Annotated in this window: 15 protein-coding genes; all 15 read right to left on the reverse strand. The window is 61.1% G+C overall.

Features of this window, described 5'->3' with window-relative positions; all coding sequences use genetic code 11:
• Window positions 1-210: 210 nt before the first annotated feature.
• The gene (locus tag DJ564_RS21705) at window positions 211-987 is read right to left on the reverse strand and encodes an SDR family oxidoreductase (protein ID WP_109633194.1); all 777 of its coding nucleotides are present in this window, start codon (window positions 985-987) and stop codon (window positions 211-213) included.
• Window positions 984-2,195: an O-succinylhomoserine sulfhydrylase gene (locus DJ564_RS21710; RefSeq protein ID WP_010456020.1), complete on the reverse strand. Its 1,212-nt coding sequence runs from the start codon at window positions 2,193-2,195 to the stop codon at window positions 984-986. Before DJ564_RS21710 ends, DJ564_RS21705 begins: the two co-directional genes overlap by 4 nt.
• Window positions 2,196-2,274: 79 nt before the next feature.
• A complete protein-coding gene (gene purF, locus DJ564_RS21715) occupies window positions 2,275-3,780 on the reverse strand; it encodes an amidophosphoribosyltransferase (RefSeq protein WP_046026886.1) in 1,506 nt (501 codons plus the stop codon).
• A gap of 41 nt (window positions 3,781-3,821) precedes the next feature.
• The gene (locus DJ564_RS21720; protein ID WP_109633196.1) at window positions 3,822-4,382 is read right to left on the reverse strand and encodes a CvpA family protein; all 561 of its coding nucleotides are present in this window, start codon (window positions 4,380-4,382) and stop codon (window positions 3,822-3,824) included.
• Between the two features lie 99 nt (window positions 4,383-4,481).
• On the reverse strand, window positions 4,482-5,159 hold the full coding sequence (locus tag DJ564_RS21725) for an SPOR domain-containing protein (protein WP_109633198.1): 678 nt from the start codon (window positions 5,157-5,159) through the stop codon (window positions 4,482-4,484).
• Window positions 5,143-6,450, reverse strand: coding sequence for a bifunctional tetrahydrofolate synthase/dihydrofolate synthase (gene folC / locus DJ564_RS21730; RefSeq protein WP_109633199.1), 1,308 nt, complete (start codon window positions 6,448-6,450; stop codon window positions 5,143-5,145). Before folC ends, DJ564_RS21725 begins: the two co-directional genes overlap by 17 nt.
• Window positions 6,447-7,367: an acetyl-CoA carboxylase, carboxyltransferase subunit beta gene (gene accD / locus DJ564_RS21735; RefSeq protein WP_109633201.1), complete on the reverse strand. Its 921-nt coding sequence runs from the start codon at window positions 7,365-7,367 to the stop codon at window positions 6,447-6,449. Before accD ends, folC begins: the two co-directional genes overlap by 4 nt.
• Before the next feature lie 208 nt (window positions 7,368-7,575).
• Window positions 7,576-8,199: a phosphoribosylanthranilate isomerase gene (locus DJ564_RS21740; RefSeq protein WP_109633202.1), complete on the reverse strand. Its 624-nt coding sequence runs from the start codon at window positions 8,197-8,199 to the stop codon at window positions 7,576-7,578.
• Window positions 8,200-8,262: 63 nt separating this feature from the next.
• Window positions 8,263-9,087, reverse strand: a complete 825-nt coding sequence (gene truA, locus DJ564_RS21745; RefSeq protein WP_162556271.1) for a tRNA pseudouridine(38-40) synthase TruA — start codon at window positions 9,085-9,087, stop codon at window positions 8,263-8,265.
• Between the two features lie 306 nt (window positions 9,088-9,393).
• A complete protein-coding gene (locus tag DJ564_RS21750) occupies window positions 9,394-12,042 on the reverse strand; it encodes a FimV/HubP family polar landmark protein (RefSeq protein ID WP_109633205.1) in 2,649 nt (882 codons plus the stop codon).
• A 208-nt stretch (window positions 12,043-12,250) separates the two neighbouring features.
• Window positions 12,251-13,261, reverse strand: coding sequence for an aspartate-semialdehyde dehydrogenase (locus DJ564_RS21755; RefSeq protein WP_109633207.1), 1,011 nt, complete (start codon window positions 13,259-13,261; stop codon window positions 12,251-12,253).
• 282 nt (window positions 13,262-13,543) lie between these two features.
• Complete coding sequence (gene asd, locus DJ564_RS21760) at window positions 13,544-14,656, reverse strand: aspartate-semialdehyde dehydrogenase (protein WP_109633208.1); 1,113 nt, start codon at window positions 14,654-14,656, stop codon at window positions 13,544-13,546.
• 69 nt (window positions 14,657-14,725) lie between these two features.
• Window positions 14,726-15,808 carry a 3-isopropylmalate dehydrogenase gene (gene leuB / locus DJ564_RS21765; protein ID WP_109633210.1) on the reverse strand — a complete coding sequence of 361 codons (1,083 nt, stop codon included), beginning with the start codon at window positions 15,806-15,808 and terminating at the stop codon, window positions 14,726-14,728.
• A 65-nt stretch (window positions 15,809-15,873) separates the two neighbouring features.
• Window positions 15,874-16,641, reverse strand: coding sequence for a class I SAM-dependent methyltransferase (locus DJ564_RS21770; RefSeq protein ID WP_109633211.1), 768 nt, complete (start codon window positions 16,639-16,641; stop codon window positions 15,874-15,876).
• Between the two features lie 147 nt (window positions 16,642-16,788).
• Window positions 16,789-17,433 (reverse strand): 3-isopropylmalate dehydratase small subunit, encoded by a 645-nt coding sequence (gene leuD / locus DJ564_RS21775; protein WP_109633213.1) that lies wholly within the window; start codon window positions 17,431-17,433, stop codon window positions 16,789-16,791.
• Between the last annotated feature and the right edge of the window lie 5 nt (window positions 17,434-17,438).

A 17,438-nucleotide genomic window follows, 5' to 3' on the forward strand; every position in this document is an offset into this window, starting at 1 on the left:
AAAAAGACAGAATCGTGTCATTCCGCAAGGCGTTGCCAACCGCCACCATCACGCTTATGCAGTCACACCGCTTTCGCGAGCAAGCCCGCTCCCACAGTGATTTTGCGTCGTACACATAATCTGTGTTCACTGACAATCAACTGTAGGAGCGGGCTTGCTCGCGAAGGCGGCGGCACACCCAACACAAATGCTGGCCAGGTCGCCGCCGGATTACTCGCTGTAAATCATCTTCTTGGTCATGCCGCCGTCGACCACAAACTCCTGGCCCGTGACGAAACCGGCATTCTTCGACAGCAGCCACGCCACCATCGCCGCGACGTCCTCGACGGTCCCTACCCTGCCCGCCGGATGCTGCGCATGGTCGGCATCGGTCAGAGGTTCGGCACGACGTGCCGCCGGATCACGCGCATCGATCCAGCCGGGGCTGACCGCATTGACGCGAATTTCCGGCCCAAGGCTAATCGCCAAGGCATGAGTCAGGGCCAACAGACCGCCCTTGCTCGCCGCATAAGCCTCTGTGTCCGGCTCGGACTGCGCAGCGCGGGTCGAGGCCAGGTTGACGATCGCACCGCTGTGAGCGCGCAGATACGGCGCACAGTGTTTGGCCAACAGCATCGGCCCACTGAGATTGACCGCCAACACCCGATTCCAGTAAGCCAGATCGAGGCTTTCCAGGGTGATGTTGTGCGGGTCGGCCACCGCCGCGTTGCACACCAGCGCATCCAGACGTCCGAATTGCCCAAGCACCTCGGCGACGCCCAGCGCCACTTGCCCCTCGTTCGAGACGTCCATGGCGATGAACCAGGCGTTTGCGCCCAGCACCTTCGTCACTTTCGAACCGCGTTCTCGATCGAGGTCGGTCAGCACCACCTGCCAGCCTTCGCTGATCAGCCAAGCCGCAATACCGAGCCCGATGCCGCGCGCGGCACCGGTGACCAGTGCAACGCGGCCATGGGTGCCGGTGCCTGGCGTCGACAACTCGATCACAAGGCAGCCAACCCGCGCGCCAGATCGGCTTGCAGATCAGCCACGTCTTCCAGACCGACCGCGATGCGGATCAGGCTGTCACGAATGCCCGCCGCTTCACGCTCTTGCGGCGCCAGACGGCCGTGGGAGGTGGTGCTCGGGTGCGTGATGGTGGTTTTGCTGTCGCCCAGGTTGGCGGTGATCGAAATCAGGCGAGTCGCGTCGATAAAGCGCCACGCGCCCTCTTTGCCGCCCTTGACCTCGAAACTCACCACGGCGCCGAAACCTTTCTGCTGACGCAGGGCCAGTTCGTGCTGCGGATGGCTCTTGAGGCCGGCGTAATGGACTTTTTCGATACCGTCCTGCTGCTCCAGCCACTCGGCCAGTTGCTGGGCGTTGGCGCAATGCGCCTTCATGCGCAGGCTCAGGGTTTCGAGGCCCTTGAGGAAGATCCAGGCGTTGAATGGGCTCAGGGTCGGCCCGGCGGTACGCAGGAAGCCGACGACTTCTTTCATCTGCTCGCTGCGACCGGCAACAACGCCGCCCATGCAACGGCCCTGGCCGTCGATGAATTTGGTCGCCGAGTGCACGACGATGTCCGCGCCCATCTTCAGCGGCTGTTGCAACGCCGGGGTGCAGAAGCAGTTGTCGACTACCAGCATCGCGCCTTTGGCGTGAGCGATTTTCGCCAGCTCGGCAATGTCCACCAGTTCGGCCAACGGATTGGAAGGCGACTCGACGAACAGCAACTTGGTGTTGGCCTTGATCGCCGCGTCCCAGCCGGACAAGTCCGCCAGAGGCACGTAATCGACTTCGATGCCGAAGCGCTTGAAGTATTTTTCGAACAGGCTGATGGTCGAGCCGAACACGCTGCGCGACACCAAAACATGGTCGCCGGCGCTGCACAGGCTCATCACCACCGCCATGATCGCCGCCATGCCGGTGGCCGTGGCCACCGCTTGCTCGGCACTTTCCAGCGCGGCAATGCGTTCTTCGAACGCGCGCACGGTCGGGTTGGTATAGCGCGAGTAAACATTGCCCGGTACTTCACCGGCAAAGCGTGCCGCCGCATCGGCAGCGGTACGGAATACATAGCTGGAAGTGAAGAACATCGGATCACCGTGTTCGCCTTCCGGCGTGCGGTGCTGACCGGCGCGTACGGCCAGGGTATCGAACGCTACGCCTTCGAGGTCGCTGTCCAGCCGACCGGCATCCCAATCCTGACTCATGCTGTCACTCCTTGCCCTGCTCTCGATTTGGAGAGCTAATCAGTAGATACAAAACCGGCCCCTCAGGGCCGGTAGTTACTCAGTTGTTATACAGATCGATGATCGCACTGACTGCCTGCGTCTTGACCTTGGAGGCATCGTTGCGTGCCTGCTCGATCTTGTTCAGGTAAGCCTCATCGACGTCGCCGGTGACGTACTGGCCGTCGAACACCGCGCAATCGAACTTGTCGATCTTGATCTTGCCGCCACCGACTGCTTCGATCAAGTCAGGCAAATCCTGATAGATCAGCCAGTCGGCGCCGATCAGGTCAGCCACGTCCTGGGTCGAACGGTTGTGGGCGATCAGCTCGTGAGCGCTTGGCATGTCGATGCCGTAGACGTTCGGGTAGCGAACGGCCGGGGCTGCGGAGCAGAAGTAGACGTTTTTCGCGCCGGCTTCACGGGCCATCTGGATGATCTGCTTGCACGTGGTGCCGCGAACGATCGAGTCGTCCACCAGCATCACGTTCTTGCCGCGGAATTCCAGTTCGATGGCGTTGAGCTTCTGGCGTACGGATTTTTTCCGTGCGGCCTGGCCCGGCATGATGAAGGTCCGGCCGATGTAGCGGTTCTTCACGAAGCCTTCGCGGAACTTGACGCCCAAGTGGTTCGCCAGCTCCAGGGCCGCAGTGCGGCTGGTGTCCGGAATCGGGATGACCACGTCGATGTCGTGCTCCGGACGCTCGCGCAGAATCTTCTCGGCGAGTTTCTCACCCATGCGCAGACGGGCCTTGTAGACCGACACGCCGTCGATGATCGAGTCCGGACGCGCCAGGTAGACGTGTTCGAAGATGCACGGCGTCAGGGACGGGTTGGTCGCGCACTGACGGGTGTGCAGCTTGCCGTCTTCAGTGATGTAGACCGCTTCGCCCGGTGCCAGGTCACGAATCAGGGTGAAACCGAGCACGTCCAGGGACACGCTTTCGGAGGCGATCATGTACTCGACGCCTTCGTCGGTGTGACGCTGACCGAAGACGATCGGACGGATGCCGTGCGGGTCGCGGAAACCGACGATGCCGTAGCCGGTCACCATCGCTACGACCGCGTAACCACCGACGCAGCGGTTGTGCACGTCAGTGACGGCCGCAAACACGTCTTCTTCGGTTGGCTGCAACTTGCCGCGCTGGGCCAGTTCATGTGCGAACACGTTGAGCAGCACTTCCGAATCGGAATTGGTGTTGACGTGGCGCAGGTCAGATTCGTAAATCTCCTTGGCCAGCTGTTCAACGTTGGTCAGGTTACCGTTGTGCGCCAAGGTAATGCCGTAAGGCGAGTTGACGTAAAACGGTTGGGCTTCGGCCGAAGTCGAGCTGCCCGCGGTCGGGTAACGCACATGGCCAATGCCCATGTGGCCGACCAGGCGCTGCATGTGACGCTGATGAAACACATCACGCACCAGGCCATTGTCCTTGCGCAGGAATAACCGGCCATCATGGCTGGTCACGATACCGGCAGCGTCCTGGCCGCGGTGCTGGAGGACGGTTAGCGCGTCATACAGCGCCTGATTGACGTTCGACTTACCGACGATACCGACGATGCCACACATGCGACGCAACCCCTACTTAATGGATCTGAACTGAACACAACTCACTGAGGCGTTTTGGCCATCGGCAAGAGGTGCTCCTTGAACGGTATCTCAGCGGGTACGCTGATACCGCTGGCAAGCCACTGACTGCTCCACCCGAGGATCAGGTTTTTGGACCAGTCTGCGACCAATAGAAATTTTGGCACGAGCTGTGACTGTTGCCACCACCCGTCCTGCTGTACCGGCCCCAGGCTCAACAGCCCGACTGCCACGACCACCAGCAACACGCCACGCGCAGCGCCGAAGGCCATGCCGAGGAATCGATCGGTCCCGGACAACCCGGTGACACGAACCAACTCGCCGATAAGATAATTGATCATTGCGCCTACGATTAACGTGGCGACAAACATGATGGCACAGCCCGTGATCACACGAGCCGATGGCGTTTCGATGTATCCGGCGAGGTACTCGGACAATGCACCACCGAACATCCAGGCGACGACTCCTGCAATGATCCAGGTCACCAGCGATAATGCTTCTTTGACGAAGCCGCGGCTCAGACTGATCAATGCGGAGATGGCGACGATTGCAACGATCGCCCAGTCAACCCAGGTAAATGGCACAGTGCAGCCTACAGACGGATAAGGCGGCGCATTTTAGCAGAGCCCATGGCTATCGGTAAGCTGCGATTGTCAGTGCATTTCAAATCGGGGCGATAGTTTTTAGTTACGCTCAGGCTGGAAACGCACCACAAAGCCCTTGAGGTTCTTCTGACGGCCCAACAAGTCACGCAGACGGTCGGCCTCGGCGCGCTCGATCAGCGGCCCGACAAACACCCGATTCTTGCCGTCGGCCGTACGGATGTAGGCGTTATAGCCCTGACTGCGCAGGTCTTTTTGCAGGCTTTCGGCACTGGCACGGCTCGACAGGCTGGCCAGTTGCACTGACCAGCTGACCGACAGGCCATTGGCATCGACGCGGCTTTGAGTCGTATCAGGTTTGCCCGGTGCGGCAGAAATTGGCTGAGACGGCGCTGTTGCAGGCTTGGCTGCCAAAGCAGGCACGGGAGCTGGCGCGGCCGGCTTGGCGACTGGTGCTGGTGTCACTGGTGCACTCGGTGCTGCGGGTGCAATCGGCGCCGACGGCGCGGCTTCTTGCTGAGCAATTTCATCATCACTCGGCACAGGTTCTTGAGGCAGCGCTTGCGGCTCAGGCACGACCACCGGCTCGACCTGCACTTGCGGCACCGACGGTGCTTGCGGGGCAGTCGGAGCTTCGACCGTCACTTGACGTTGCTCATCCTGTCGGGAAAACAGCATCGGCAGAAAAATCACCGCCAGCGCCACCAGAACCAGGGCGCCAACCATGCGCTGTTTGTATGCCTTATCCAGCAATGCCATTTGCCGCTTCCTCCGTGGAGCGCCGGGCCAGCCATTCAAGGGCCTCGGCAACACAATAAAATGATCCGAACAACAGAATCTCGTCGTCGCTCGTCGCCAGTGCACACTGCCCTTCCAGAGCGGCGGCCACACTGTCATAGGACGTTACCGCAGCGCCAAGGTTCTGCAACGCCGCCTGCAAATCGGCAACCGGGCGCGCACGCGGTGAATCCAGCGGCGCGACAGCCCATTGCTGGACACTAGCATTCAATTCACTGACAACACCATCCAGATCCTTGTCCGCCAACAATCCGAACACCGCCAGGCGCTTGCCGACCGGTGGACGGCTGGCCAGACGGCGCGCCAGATACTCGGCCGCGTGCGGGTTATGACCCACATCCAGCAACAGGTTCAGGCGCTTGCCCTGCCAGTCGAATTGACGGCGATCGAGACGACCGACCACCCGCGTCGCTGTCAGGGCCTCAATAATTTGCGCACCCACCCACGGCAACCCGAGCAACAGGTAAGCCTGCAAGGCCAGCGCAGCGTTTTCCATCGGCAGATCGAGCAGCGGCAGGTCGTGTAACTCAACCACACGCCCTTGAGCGTCTACACCGCGCCACTGCCAGTTGTGATCAGTGACACCGAGGTCAAAATCGCGCCCACGCAGGAAAAACGGGCAAGCCAGCTCGCGCGCTTTATCCAGCAGGGGTTGCGGAGGATTCAGGTCGCCACAGAGCGCGGGCGCGCCCTGGCGGAAGATGCCGGCTTTCTCGAAAGCCACGGATTCACGGGTATCGCCCAGATAATCGGCGTGATCGACACCGATGCTGGTGACCAGCGCCATGTCGGCATCGACCACGTTGACCGTGTCCAGACGCCCGCCCAGGCCTACTTCCAGCACCACGGCATCAAGCCTTGCCTGTTGAAACAGCCAGAACGCCGCCAGGGTGCCCATTTCGAAGTACGTCAGGGACGTGTCGCCACGGCCCGCCTCGACCGCAGTAAAGGCTTCGCATAGCGCGGCGTCAGTCGCTTCGACGCCGTTGACCTGCACCCGCTCGTTGTAACGCAGCAGGTGCGGAGAGTTGTAGACACCAACGTTCAGGCCCTGCGCCCGCAGCAACGAAGCCACGAATGCGCAGGTCGAACCCTTGCCGTTGGTGCCGGTGACCGTGATCACCCGAGGCGCCGGCTTGCCCAGTCCCATGCGGGACGCTACCTGTTGCGAGCGCTCAAGGCCCATGTCGATGGCCGAAGGGTGCAACTGCTCAAGGTAGGCGAGCCACTCGCCAAGGGTACGTTCGGTCATATGTTGGCAGGTACCGGTGGAACCACGATCGGTTCGATAGGTGCGGCAACGAATGTCGGCGTTGGCAGGCCCATCATTTGTGCCAGCAGGTTGCCCAGGCGTGGACGCAGTTCCTGGCGGTGAATGATCATGTCGATCGCGCCGTGTTCCAGCAGGAACTCACTGCGCTGGAAGCCTTCCGGCAGTTTTTCACGCACGGTTTGCTCGATCACGCGCGGACCGGCAAAGCCGATCAGGGCTTTAGGCTCACCGACAATCACGTCGCCCAGCATCGCCAGACTGGCGGAAACACCACCGTAGACCGGGTCGGTGAGCACGGAGATGAACGGAATGCCTTCTTCACGCAGACGCGCCAGTACCGCGGAGGTCTTGGCCATTTGCATCAGGGAGATCAGGGCTTCCTGCATCCGCGCACCACCGGAGGCGGCGAAGCAGATCATCGGGCAACGGTTTTCCAGCGCGTAGTTGGCGGCGCGGACAAAACGCTCACCAACGATGGCGCCCATCGAACCACCCATGAAGGAGAATTCGAAGGCAGAAACCACCACCGGCATGCCCAGCAAGGTACCGCTCATGGAGATCAGTGCGTCTTTTTCGCCGGTCTGCTTCTGAGCAGCGGTCAGGCGATCCTTGTACTTCTTGCCGTCGCGGAATTTCAGACGGTCAACCGGCTCCAGGTCTGCGCCCAGTTCGGCACGGCCTTCAGCGTCGAGGAAAATGTCGATGCGCGCGCGGGCGCCGATACGCATGTGGTGGTTGCACTTGGGGCAAACGTCCAGGGTCTTTTCCAGCTCCGGACGATACAGCACAGCCTCGCAAGACGGGCATTTGTGCCACAGACCTTCAGGCACCGAGCTCTTCTTGACCTCGGAACGCATGATCGAAGGGATCAGTTTGTCTACTAACCAGTTGCTCATGCTTTCTTTCTCCAGTACCGGCGGCCCGAACGCTCTGGTTCGCAGCCCCGCGTATGCCCTTGAGCTAAATTCATGTGTGTGGCGATGATCGATCGATTGCCGGGTCAGTGAACGTGACCGGCGTACAACCCCTCAATCCTCAGCCGTGCCTGCTTTGTGCAGCGCAGTGCATTTTGGGACGGCGGCAGTCTGCCAGCCGTCACATCAACTACGTGCTACTGCGTACCGCCTTGATGAATGCCTGAATCTTTGCGTGATCCTTGATGCCCTTGCTCGCCTCTACCCCACCGCTGACGTCCACCGCGTAAGGCCGGACCCGGGCGATTGCCTCAGCCACGTTATCCGGGGTCAGGCCACCAGCGAGGATGATCGGTTTGCTCAAGCCTTGCGGTATCAGAGACCAGTCGAACGCTTCACCGGTTCCGCCGGGAATGCCTTCAACATAAGCATCGAGCAGAATACCGCTGGCACCTGGAAACGCATTGCATGCCGCCGCGATGTCGTCGCCGGCCTTGACCCGCAATGCCTTGATGTACGGGCGGTGCCAGCCTTCACAGTCGGCCGCGGTTTCGTCGCCATGAAACTGCAACAGGTCCAGCGGCACGGCGTCGAGCAGTTCGCCCAATTCGCAGCGGCTGGTGTTGACGAACAACCCCACGGTGGTCACGAACGGCGGCAGCGCCTTGATAATCTCGCGCGCCTGCTGGAACGTCACCGCCCGCGGGCTCTTGGCGTAAAACACAAAACCGATGGCATCCGCCCCGGCCTCGACCGCCGCCAACGCATCTTCTATGCGGGTAATCCCACAAATCTTGCTGCGAACGGCTGACATGTCGATAAAACCTCAGGGCAAATCCGAGAAAGTCCCGGATGGTAACAAATGCGTTCGAGGGCGTCAGCCGTCAAGTTCAGAGAAGCCGGTGAGGAAGTGTGGACCAATGTAACGCTCGGGCAATTGGAACTCGTCGCGATACTCGACCTGCACCAGGTACAGGCCGTAAGGATGCGCCGTCACCCCGCCAGAACGACGGATCCGGCTCTCCAACACTTCCTTCATCCACTCCACCGGACGCTCGCCGGCACCGATGGTCATCAATACACCGGCGATGTTGCGCACCATGTGGTGCAAGAAGGCACTGGCGCGAATATCCAGCACGATCATCTTGCCGTGGCGCGTGACCCGCAGGTGATGCAGTTCCTTGATCGGCGACTTGGCCTGGCACTGACCGGCGCGGAAAGCGCTGAAATCATGGGTGCCGACCAGATACTGGGCGGCCTCGGCCATGCGCTCGACGTCGAGGGGACGGTGGTTCCAGGTGATTTCTTCGTTCAAGTGCGCCGGACGGATCTGATCGTTGTAGATCACGTAACGATAGCGCCGGGCGATGGCCTTGAAGCGCGCATGAAAATGCGCCGGCATGATCTTGGCCCAGCTGACGCTGACGTCGTGGGGCAAGTTGATATTGGCGCCCATGACCCAGGCCTTCATCGAACGCTCGACCTGCGTATCGAAATGCACCACTTGGCCGCACGCATGCACGCCGGCGTCCGTGCGTCCGGCGCAGAGCAGCGATACCGGTGAGTCGGCGACTTTGGACAAGGCCTTTTCGAGGGTTTCCTGCACGGTGAGCACACCAGAGGCCTGGCGTTGCCAGCCGCGATAACGCGAGCCTTTGTATTCAACGCCCAGCGCGATCCGGAAAAAGCCGTCGGCCGCCATTTCGGCGGCCGGGTTATCTATATTTGCCAAGGAGTAACAGCCTGCTGATGTGCGCAAAGGCGGGCATTATAAGGCCGCCGCACCGGGACGCCAGTGCAACAGTCGATACGGTGCTGAATGTGACGCCGCCATCGCGAGCAGGCTCGCTCCCACAAGGATCGTGGCGCCGCACTATTTGTGTCTGGCACCAATCCCTGTGGGAGCGAGCCTGCTCGCGATGGCGGCCTGACAGACGCCGTCGGATCACCGCTGAAACAAAAACGGCAGCCTCACTGGGCTGCCGTTCTGTTACTGCCTACCGATCTCTCAAGCCAGATGCGAAAGCATCTCCTTGGCTTCACTCTTCTGGCCAGCATTCCCCTCGGCCACCACCTCATTCAGGATGTCTCGGGCGCCGTCGTTATCACCCATGTCGATGTAGGCCTGGGCCAGATCGAGTTTGGTGGCGACTTCATCGGTGCCGGAGAGGAAGTCGAAGTCCGGCTCGTCCGCCGCAGAAGCCATAGCGTCTTCTGCAGTAAAGGTCGGCTCACTCATGCTCTGGGACAAACGATCCAGCTCGGCGTTGACGTCATCCAGTTCAGCGGCAAAGGCGTCCTTGACCTCAGGCTCGGCCGGGGCGGCATCCATTTCATCAGCCAGCGACAGGTCGAAATCGGCCGGCAGCTCCAGATCGTCCTGAGGCAATTCAGGTTTTACAGGCTCCGCAGGCAGGTCCTTCACGCCTTCGTCCAGATCCAGCAGGAAGTCATCTTCAGCGAGGATGGCCGGCGATGTATCACCGCCCAAATCCATGTCCAGATCGAAGTCCGACAAGTCGTCGAGGTTTTCCTTGATTTCGGTCTGTTCCTTCAATACCGATTCAAAGCTCAGGTCATCGTCCAGCGGAAACTCGTCAAGGTCAGCCGCAGCTTCCGGCTCTGGCGTGACCACTGCTGGTGACGCGGCTTCCAGGTCATCCAGGCTCAGGTCGAAGGCACTGTCCAGGTCATCGGCCGGTGCTTGCGGCTCGTCCAGCAGCAGGTCCTTGACGTACTGCGCGTCCAGCTCGGCAGCGATGGCGGCGGCAGCAAGACCACCGGCAGCCGCGATAGCCATTGCCGGGAAGCGGCTTTTAAGCTGCTCGACCTGGGCGAAGTTGTCACCGTTGGCGACCAACTGGCGCTCCTGAGCCACAAATGCATCGCGATCGCCCTGCTGACCGTAGACTTCCATCAGCTTCAGGCGCAGGTCGCTGCGTTGTGGTTCTTGCTTGATGCCGTCCTCGAGCAACGCGGCTGCCTGGTTCAAACGACCGGCGGCAATGTGCGACTGGGCCTTGGTCAGCACGTCGTCATCGCGCTCGGCTGCTGGCGATACCAGTGGCGCGGCGATCGGCGTGGTCATTACGTCTGGGACTGGCGCTGGCGCTGGCGCTGGGGTTGGAGCTGGCGCAGGTGGTGGCGTTGGTATCGGCGCGGGAGCGAGCGTCACACTCGGCGGCGGAACCTCCAGGCCTTCAAAGCTGCTTTCCGGCAGTTCCTGTTCGACAGAGAATTCCTTCTCTTCTTCCAGGGCCCGCGCCATGCGCAGGTGTTTCTCGGCTTCTTGCTGGGCTTTGCGGCGACGTGCCAGCAACAGCAGCAACAGCAACAGAACCACTGCACCGCCGCCCACCAGACCCAGCAGGACCGGATTGGTCAGCAGCTCGTTGAATTTCTGGTCATCGGAGGCCTCTGGCGTCGGCTCGACTGCCGACTCGGCAGGCACTGGCGCCGGAGCAGCTTCAGGTGCCGCCGCCTCTGGAGCAGGTGCAGCCGGAGCAGGAGCCACTTCCGTCGGCGCTGCCGCAGGATCAGCGGCCAACTCGGCAGACATCGCTGGAGCGGTCGCCGCTGCAGCCGGCGCATCAGCAGCGCCTTCAGCCTGCAACTTGGCCAGTTGATTGTTCTTCAGTTCGATCAGGCGTTGCAGCTTGTCCAGCTGACTTTGCAGATCGGCCATGCGGCTTTTCAGTTCGGCGTTGTCACGACGGGTCGTGTCGAGGCTTTCCTGGGTCACCGCCAGTTTGTTGCCCAAGGCCTTGGCATCGCCTGCCGGACCTTTGCCACGGCCTTTGCCAGTTTCGGCAGAGACCAGGCTCAGGTTGTCTTTCGCCGCTTGCGACGGAGCAGCATCAGCGCGGCCACGCTTGGTGGCATCGAGTTGCTGCTGCCCGGTGCCGGGCTTCGCGACATAACGACGCCCCTGGCGCCATGCGGTGTTCTGTGCAGCGACTTCAGCGATTGCCTTGGATTGCGGCAGGCTGGTGCTTTGCGCCTGATCGGGCATGCGCAGCACCTGGCCGATTTTCAACCGGTTGATGTTGCCGTCGATGAAGGCATCCGGGTTCAGCGCCTGGATGGCCAACATGGTTTGCTGGACCGACCCGCCATTACGCGCCTTCGCGGCGATCTCCCAGAGGGTATCGCGCGCCGTGGTGGTGTATTGGGTCGGCTGGGTTGCACCGGTCACCGGCGCAGTGACTGCTTGGGTCGGCGCAGGCTGCGCAGCCGCTTCAGCGGTCTGCGGGGAGAATTTCGACGGGTCGAGCAACACGCTGTAATCGCGCAGCAGACGACCGTTGGGCCACATCACCTGAACCAGGAATTTCACCATCGGCTCGGACAGGGGCTTGCTGGACGTTACACGCAGGATGCTTTTACCGCTGGCGTTGAGCACGGGGGTGAACGTCAGGTCGTTGAGAAACACCTGGCGATCGACACCGGCCTTGGCGAAATCTTCCGGCGAAGCGAGGCTCGGCACCACTTCCGCGGCGGTGAGTTCCTTGACGTCGAGCAGCTCGATTTCCGCCACCAGAGGTTGGTTCAGCGTCGACTTCAGGGTCAATTCCCCGAGCCCGAGGGCATGCGCCATACCGGAGGACAGCGCCGAGGCGGCCGCTATTGCTAACACCAGTTTGCGAACTTGAACCATAGCCTCATCCTTTGTTTGAACATTCCTCGGCCAGCGAGAAGGTGTTGATAGCCGCTGCCGTAAGGCATTGCGCGCGACGACGAAGGGTCGTCACGCGCGATCGTTTCATTAATGCCCCGGAAAGCCCCACAGGGTGGCTCGCCATCAGCGATCCGGCCAAGCATAGCGCTCGGCAGGACTCATTCGAAAAATTGTTGCCAAGTATCTTTTACAGCAGGTCTTTTATCAACAATTCAGCCACCTGCACAGCATTGAGCGCGGCGCCCTTGCGTACGTTATCTGACGTCAGCCACAAATTAAGTTCCGACGGGTCGTCGATTCCCGCGCGAACCCGACCGACGTAGACCACATCCTGCCCTACCGCATCGCCCACCGCTGTCGGGTAATCGCCGGCTTCCACCAGTTCGATACCCGGCGCGTCTTCCAGCGCCGCGTTGACTTTCGCCAGGTCCACAGCGCTCGCTGACTGCAAGGTCACGCTAAAGCTATCGCCAAAAAACACCGGGGCTTGAATGCAAGTGACGGAAATCTTTAATAAAGGCAGCGCCATGACCTGACGCAACTCACGCACCAGGCGTTTTTCCAGCAACGTATGGCCTTGCTCATCCGGCTTGCCGACCTGGGCCAACAGGTTAAAAGCCATTTGCCGATCGAAAAAAGTGGGCTCCAGCGGACGCACGTTGAGCAGCTCGGCGGTTTGCCGGGCCAGCTCGGTCACGGCTTCGCGGCCCTGGGCGGAGACGGCCAGGCTGGCGGTCAGATTGATGCGTTGCAGGTCAAGCAAACCGAGCAACGGCGCCAGCACCACGGCCAGCGTGGTGGCCGACGGGCTTGGGCTGCTGACCTGGAACGGTTTTTTCAAACCGGCGAGTACTTGGGCGTTGGCTTCCGGCACGATTTGCGGCGCCTCATCCGCCGGCAGCGCGCCGGACAGGTCGATCAGCGAGCAACCGGCTGCACGGGCGCGCGAGGCGAAACTCAGGGTGACCGCCGGGCCGGCGGCGAAGAATACGAGCTGGACTTTACTGAAATCGAACTCATCGACTTCGCGCACCCGCACGTTCTTGCCGCGAAACGGCACCGAATGCCCGGCGGATTCGCTGCTGGCCAACAGGTGCAGGTTGCCGACCGGGAAGTCGCGTTCTTCGAGAATCTGCACGAGCGTTTCGCCGACAGTACCGGTGGCGCCGATCACGGCAATATCAAAGGACTGGCTCATGGTTCTACCTCTGGCGAAACGGGGGGAGCGGCACTTTACCGGGTGGTGGGCATGCAGGCAATTCGGTCAAGGATTTGCGGTGGCTGTTCTGGCCTCTTCGCGGGCAAGCCCGCTCCCACAGTGGTTGGTGTCATACACAAGATTTGTGTACACCACTGAAACCTGTGGGAGCGGGCTTGCCCGCGAAGAGGCCAGAACAGGCAACAGATCAACATCAGCCTGCCGGGAATAAAAAAACCCGCACCTCTTTCAAGGCGCGGGCTCTTTGTTTACGTCAGTCGATCAACGCTCAAGCAGGATCCGCAGCATGCGACGCAGCGGTTCGGCCGCGCCCCACAGCAGTTGGTCGCCGACGGTGAACGCACCGACGTACTGCGTGCCCATGTTCAGCTTGCGCAGACGGCCAACCGGTACGTTCAGGGTGCCGGTGACTTTCGTCGGGCTCAGTTCCTGGATGCTGGCTTCGCGGTTGTTCGGCACCAGTTTGACCCAAGGGTTGTGCTGGCTGATCAGCCCTTCGATGTCGGCGATCGGCACGTCTTTGTTCAGCTTGATGGTCAGCGCCTGGCTGTGGCAGCGCATGGCGCCGATGCGTACGCAGATGCCATCGACCGGGATCGGGCTCTTGAAGCGACCGAGGATCTTGTTGGTCTCGGCCTGGGCCTTCCACTCTTCGCGGCTCTGACCGTTCGGCAGTTCCTTGTCGATCCACGGAATCAGGCTGCCGGCAAGCGGTACGCCGAAGTTTTCGGTCGGGTACGCGTCGCTGCGCATGGCTTCGGCGACACGGCGGTCGATGTCGAGGATGGCGCTGGCCGGGTCGGCCAGTTGATCGGCGACAGCGGCGTGGGTCGCGCCCATTTGCTTGATCAGTTCACGCATGTTCTGCGCGCCGGCACCGGAGGCCGCCTGATAAGTCATGGCGCTCATCCACTCGACCAGACCGGCTTCAAACAGACCGCCCAGGCCCATCAACATCAGGCTGACGGTGCAGTTGCCGCCGATGTAGTTCTTGGTGCCCGCGTCGAGCTGCTGGTCGATGACCTTGCGGTTCACCGGGTCCAGCACGATCACCGCGTCATCCTGCATGCGCAGGCTGGAAGCGGCGTCGATCCAGTAACCCTGCCAACCGGCTTCGCGCAATTTCGGGAAGACTTCGCTGGTGTAGTCGCCACCCTGGCAGGTCAGAATCACGTCGAGGGTTTTCAGCTCATCAATGCTGTAAGCGTCCTTGAGCGGAGCAATGTCCTTGCCCACGGACGGGCCTTGGCCACCGACATTGGAAGTGGTGAAAAACACCGGCTCAATAAGATCGAAATCCTGCTCTTCCAGCATCCGCTGCATGAGCACGGAACCGACCATACCGCGCCAACCGATCAGACCTACACGTTTCATCGCAACTACACCTTCTTTAAAAAGTGGGCCGCTGCTTTCAAGAGTGAAAGTGGCAGCGGGCCCGAGAGATTACAGATTCCGCAGCGCGGCGACTACTGCGTCACCCATTTCCTGCGTACCGACTTTAGTGCAACCGGCCGACCAGATGTCGCCCGTGCGCAAGCCCTGATCCAGCACCAGGCTCACGGCTTTCTCGATGGCATCGGCCGCGTCCTGCAGATTGAAGCTGTAACGCAGCATCATCGACACCGACAAAATGGTCGCCAACGGGTTGGCAATGCCCTTGCCGGCGATGTCCGGTGCCGAACCGTGGCAAGGCTCGTACATGCCCTTGTTGTGGGTATCCAGCGACGCTGACGGCAGCATGCCGATGGAACCGGTGAGCATCGATGCCTGGTCGGACAGGATGTCGCCAAACAGGTTGTCGGTGACGATCACGTCGAATTGCTTCGGCGCACGCACCAGCTGCATGGCGGCGTTGTCGACGTACATGTGGCTCAGTTCGACTTCAGGGTAATCCTTGGCCACTTGCTCGACGATTTCACGCCACAGCTGGCTGGACGCCAATACGTTGGCCTTGTCCACCGAGCACAGCTTCTTGCCGCGCACCATGGCCATGTCGAAACCGACGCGGGCGATGCGGCGGATTTCGCTTTCGCTGTACGGCAGCGTGTCGTAGGCCTGGCGCTCACCGTTTTCCAGGGTGCGGGTGCCGCGTGGCGCGCCAAAGTAGATGCCGCCGGTCAGTTCACGGACGATCAGGATGTCCAGGCCCGCCACGATCTCCGGCTTCAGGCTCGAGGCCTCGGCCAGTTGCGGGTAGAGGATCGCCGGGCGCAGGTTGCCGAACAGGCCCAGTTGCGCACGAATTTTCAGCAGGCCGCGCTCAGGGCGGATGTCACGCTCGATGGTGTCCCATTTCGGGCCGCCCACGGCGCCCAGCAGCACCGCGTCGGCGGCGCGGGCACGGTCCAGGGTTTCGTCGGCAAGCGGCACGCCGTGCTTGTCGATGGCGGCGCCGCCGATCACGTCGTGGCTCAGCTCGAAGCCCAGGCTGTACTTGTCATTGGCCAGTTCCAGCACCTTGACCGCTTCGGCCATGATTTCCGGACCAATACCGTCGCCCGGGAGAATCAGAATCTGCTTGCTCATGCTTTCCTCATGTCATCAGTCGGTGCGCCCAGGGGCGCACCCGGAAAAATTCTATCGTCCGGAGCCTATCGCTCTGCAATCAGCACCAGCACATCTGTACTGAACGAACCATCGGCCTCAATTTCAAAATATTCGCGTACTTCATTGCCCATCGACTGCTGCAGCTCGCGGATGGCCGCGCGCATGACTTGCGGCGTGCGCATGCGTTCGACCCAGCTGTTGTACTCCAGCCGCAACCGTTGACGCGTGGTGCTGCGGGTATGCAACCCCGCCTCGCTGACCTGACGCAACCACTCGCCGGCGGAATAATCGCGCACATGGCTGGTGTCGCGCAGTACTTCGACGCTCTGCAGGTAAGTGTCGAACAACGGACTGCCCGGTGACAACACGTCGACGAACGCCGCCACGCCGCCCGGCTTCAGCACCCGGCGCACTTCGCGCAGGGCCAGGCCGAGGTCGCTCCAATGGTGCGCCGAATAACGGCTGAACACGAAGTCAAACTCGCCGTCGGCAAACGGCAGGCGCTCAGCGGCACCGTTGACCGTGGTGACATTGCTCAAACCACGGTCGATGGCGGCTGCGGCGACCACGTCGAGCATCTGTTGGGACAGGTCGTAAGCGACCACTTCTTTCACCAGCGACGCCACGTGAAAACTCACGTGACCGGCGCCGCAACCCAGATCGAGCACCCGTGCATCGCCCTGCCCGGCCAGCTCGGCCTGTAGCAGCGCGAATTCAGTGCCTTGAGCGTGTACGGCGCTGCTCAGGTAGGCCGCGGCCTGTTCACCGAATTGCTTTTGGACTACCTGGCTGTGCTGGGCGGTGCGGGTCATCGGGACTTCCTTTTTTGGGGTGGAGTCTTGTGTTGCCTTCAAGGGCCTCATCGCGAGCAGGCTCGCTCCCACAGGGTTTTGTGAACGCCGCAAATCCAATGTGGGAGCCAGCCTGCTGGCGATGGCGTCATCACGCCTTACGCAAAATCAAGCGTCGCGAAACAACCAAGGCTGGCTCGCACGATGCTTGGCTTCAAACGTCGCAATCGCTTCATGGTCCATCAACGTCAGACCAATATCGTCCAGACCATTGAGCAAGCAGTGCTTGCGGAACGCATCAATCTCAAAGCGCAGCACTTTGCCATCCGGACGGGTCACGGTCTGGGCTTCCAGATCAACCTGCAACTGATAGCCAGGATTCGCTTCAACCTGCTCAAACAGCTCATCCACTTCCGCATCGCTCAAGATGATCGGCAGCAAGCCGTTCTTGAAGCTGTTGTTGAAGAAGATGTCGGCGTAGCTCGGCGCGATGATGCTGCGGAAACCGTATTCTTCCAGGGCCCACGGCGCGTGTTCACGGCTGGAGCCGCAACCGAAGTTCTCGCGGGCCAGCAACACGCTAGCGCCTTGATAACGCTCGGCGTTGAGCACGAAGTCCTTGTTCAGCGGGCGCTTGGAGTTGTCCTGGTACGGCTGGCCGACATCCAGGTAGCGCCACTCATCGAACAGGTTCGGGCCGAAACCCGTGCGCTTGATCGACTTCAAGAACTGCTTCGGGATGATCTGGTCGGTGTCGACGTTGGCACGATCCAAAGGCGCGACAAGACCAGTGTGCTGGGTAAAAGCTTTCATGCTGC

Origin of the sequence: Pseudomonas sp. 31-12 (genome assembly GCF_003151075.1) — a bacterium.
In the GTDB taxonomy this organism is placed as follows: Bacteria; Pseudomonadota; Gammaproteobacteria; order Pseudomonadales; family Pseudomonadaceae; genus Aquipseudomonas.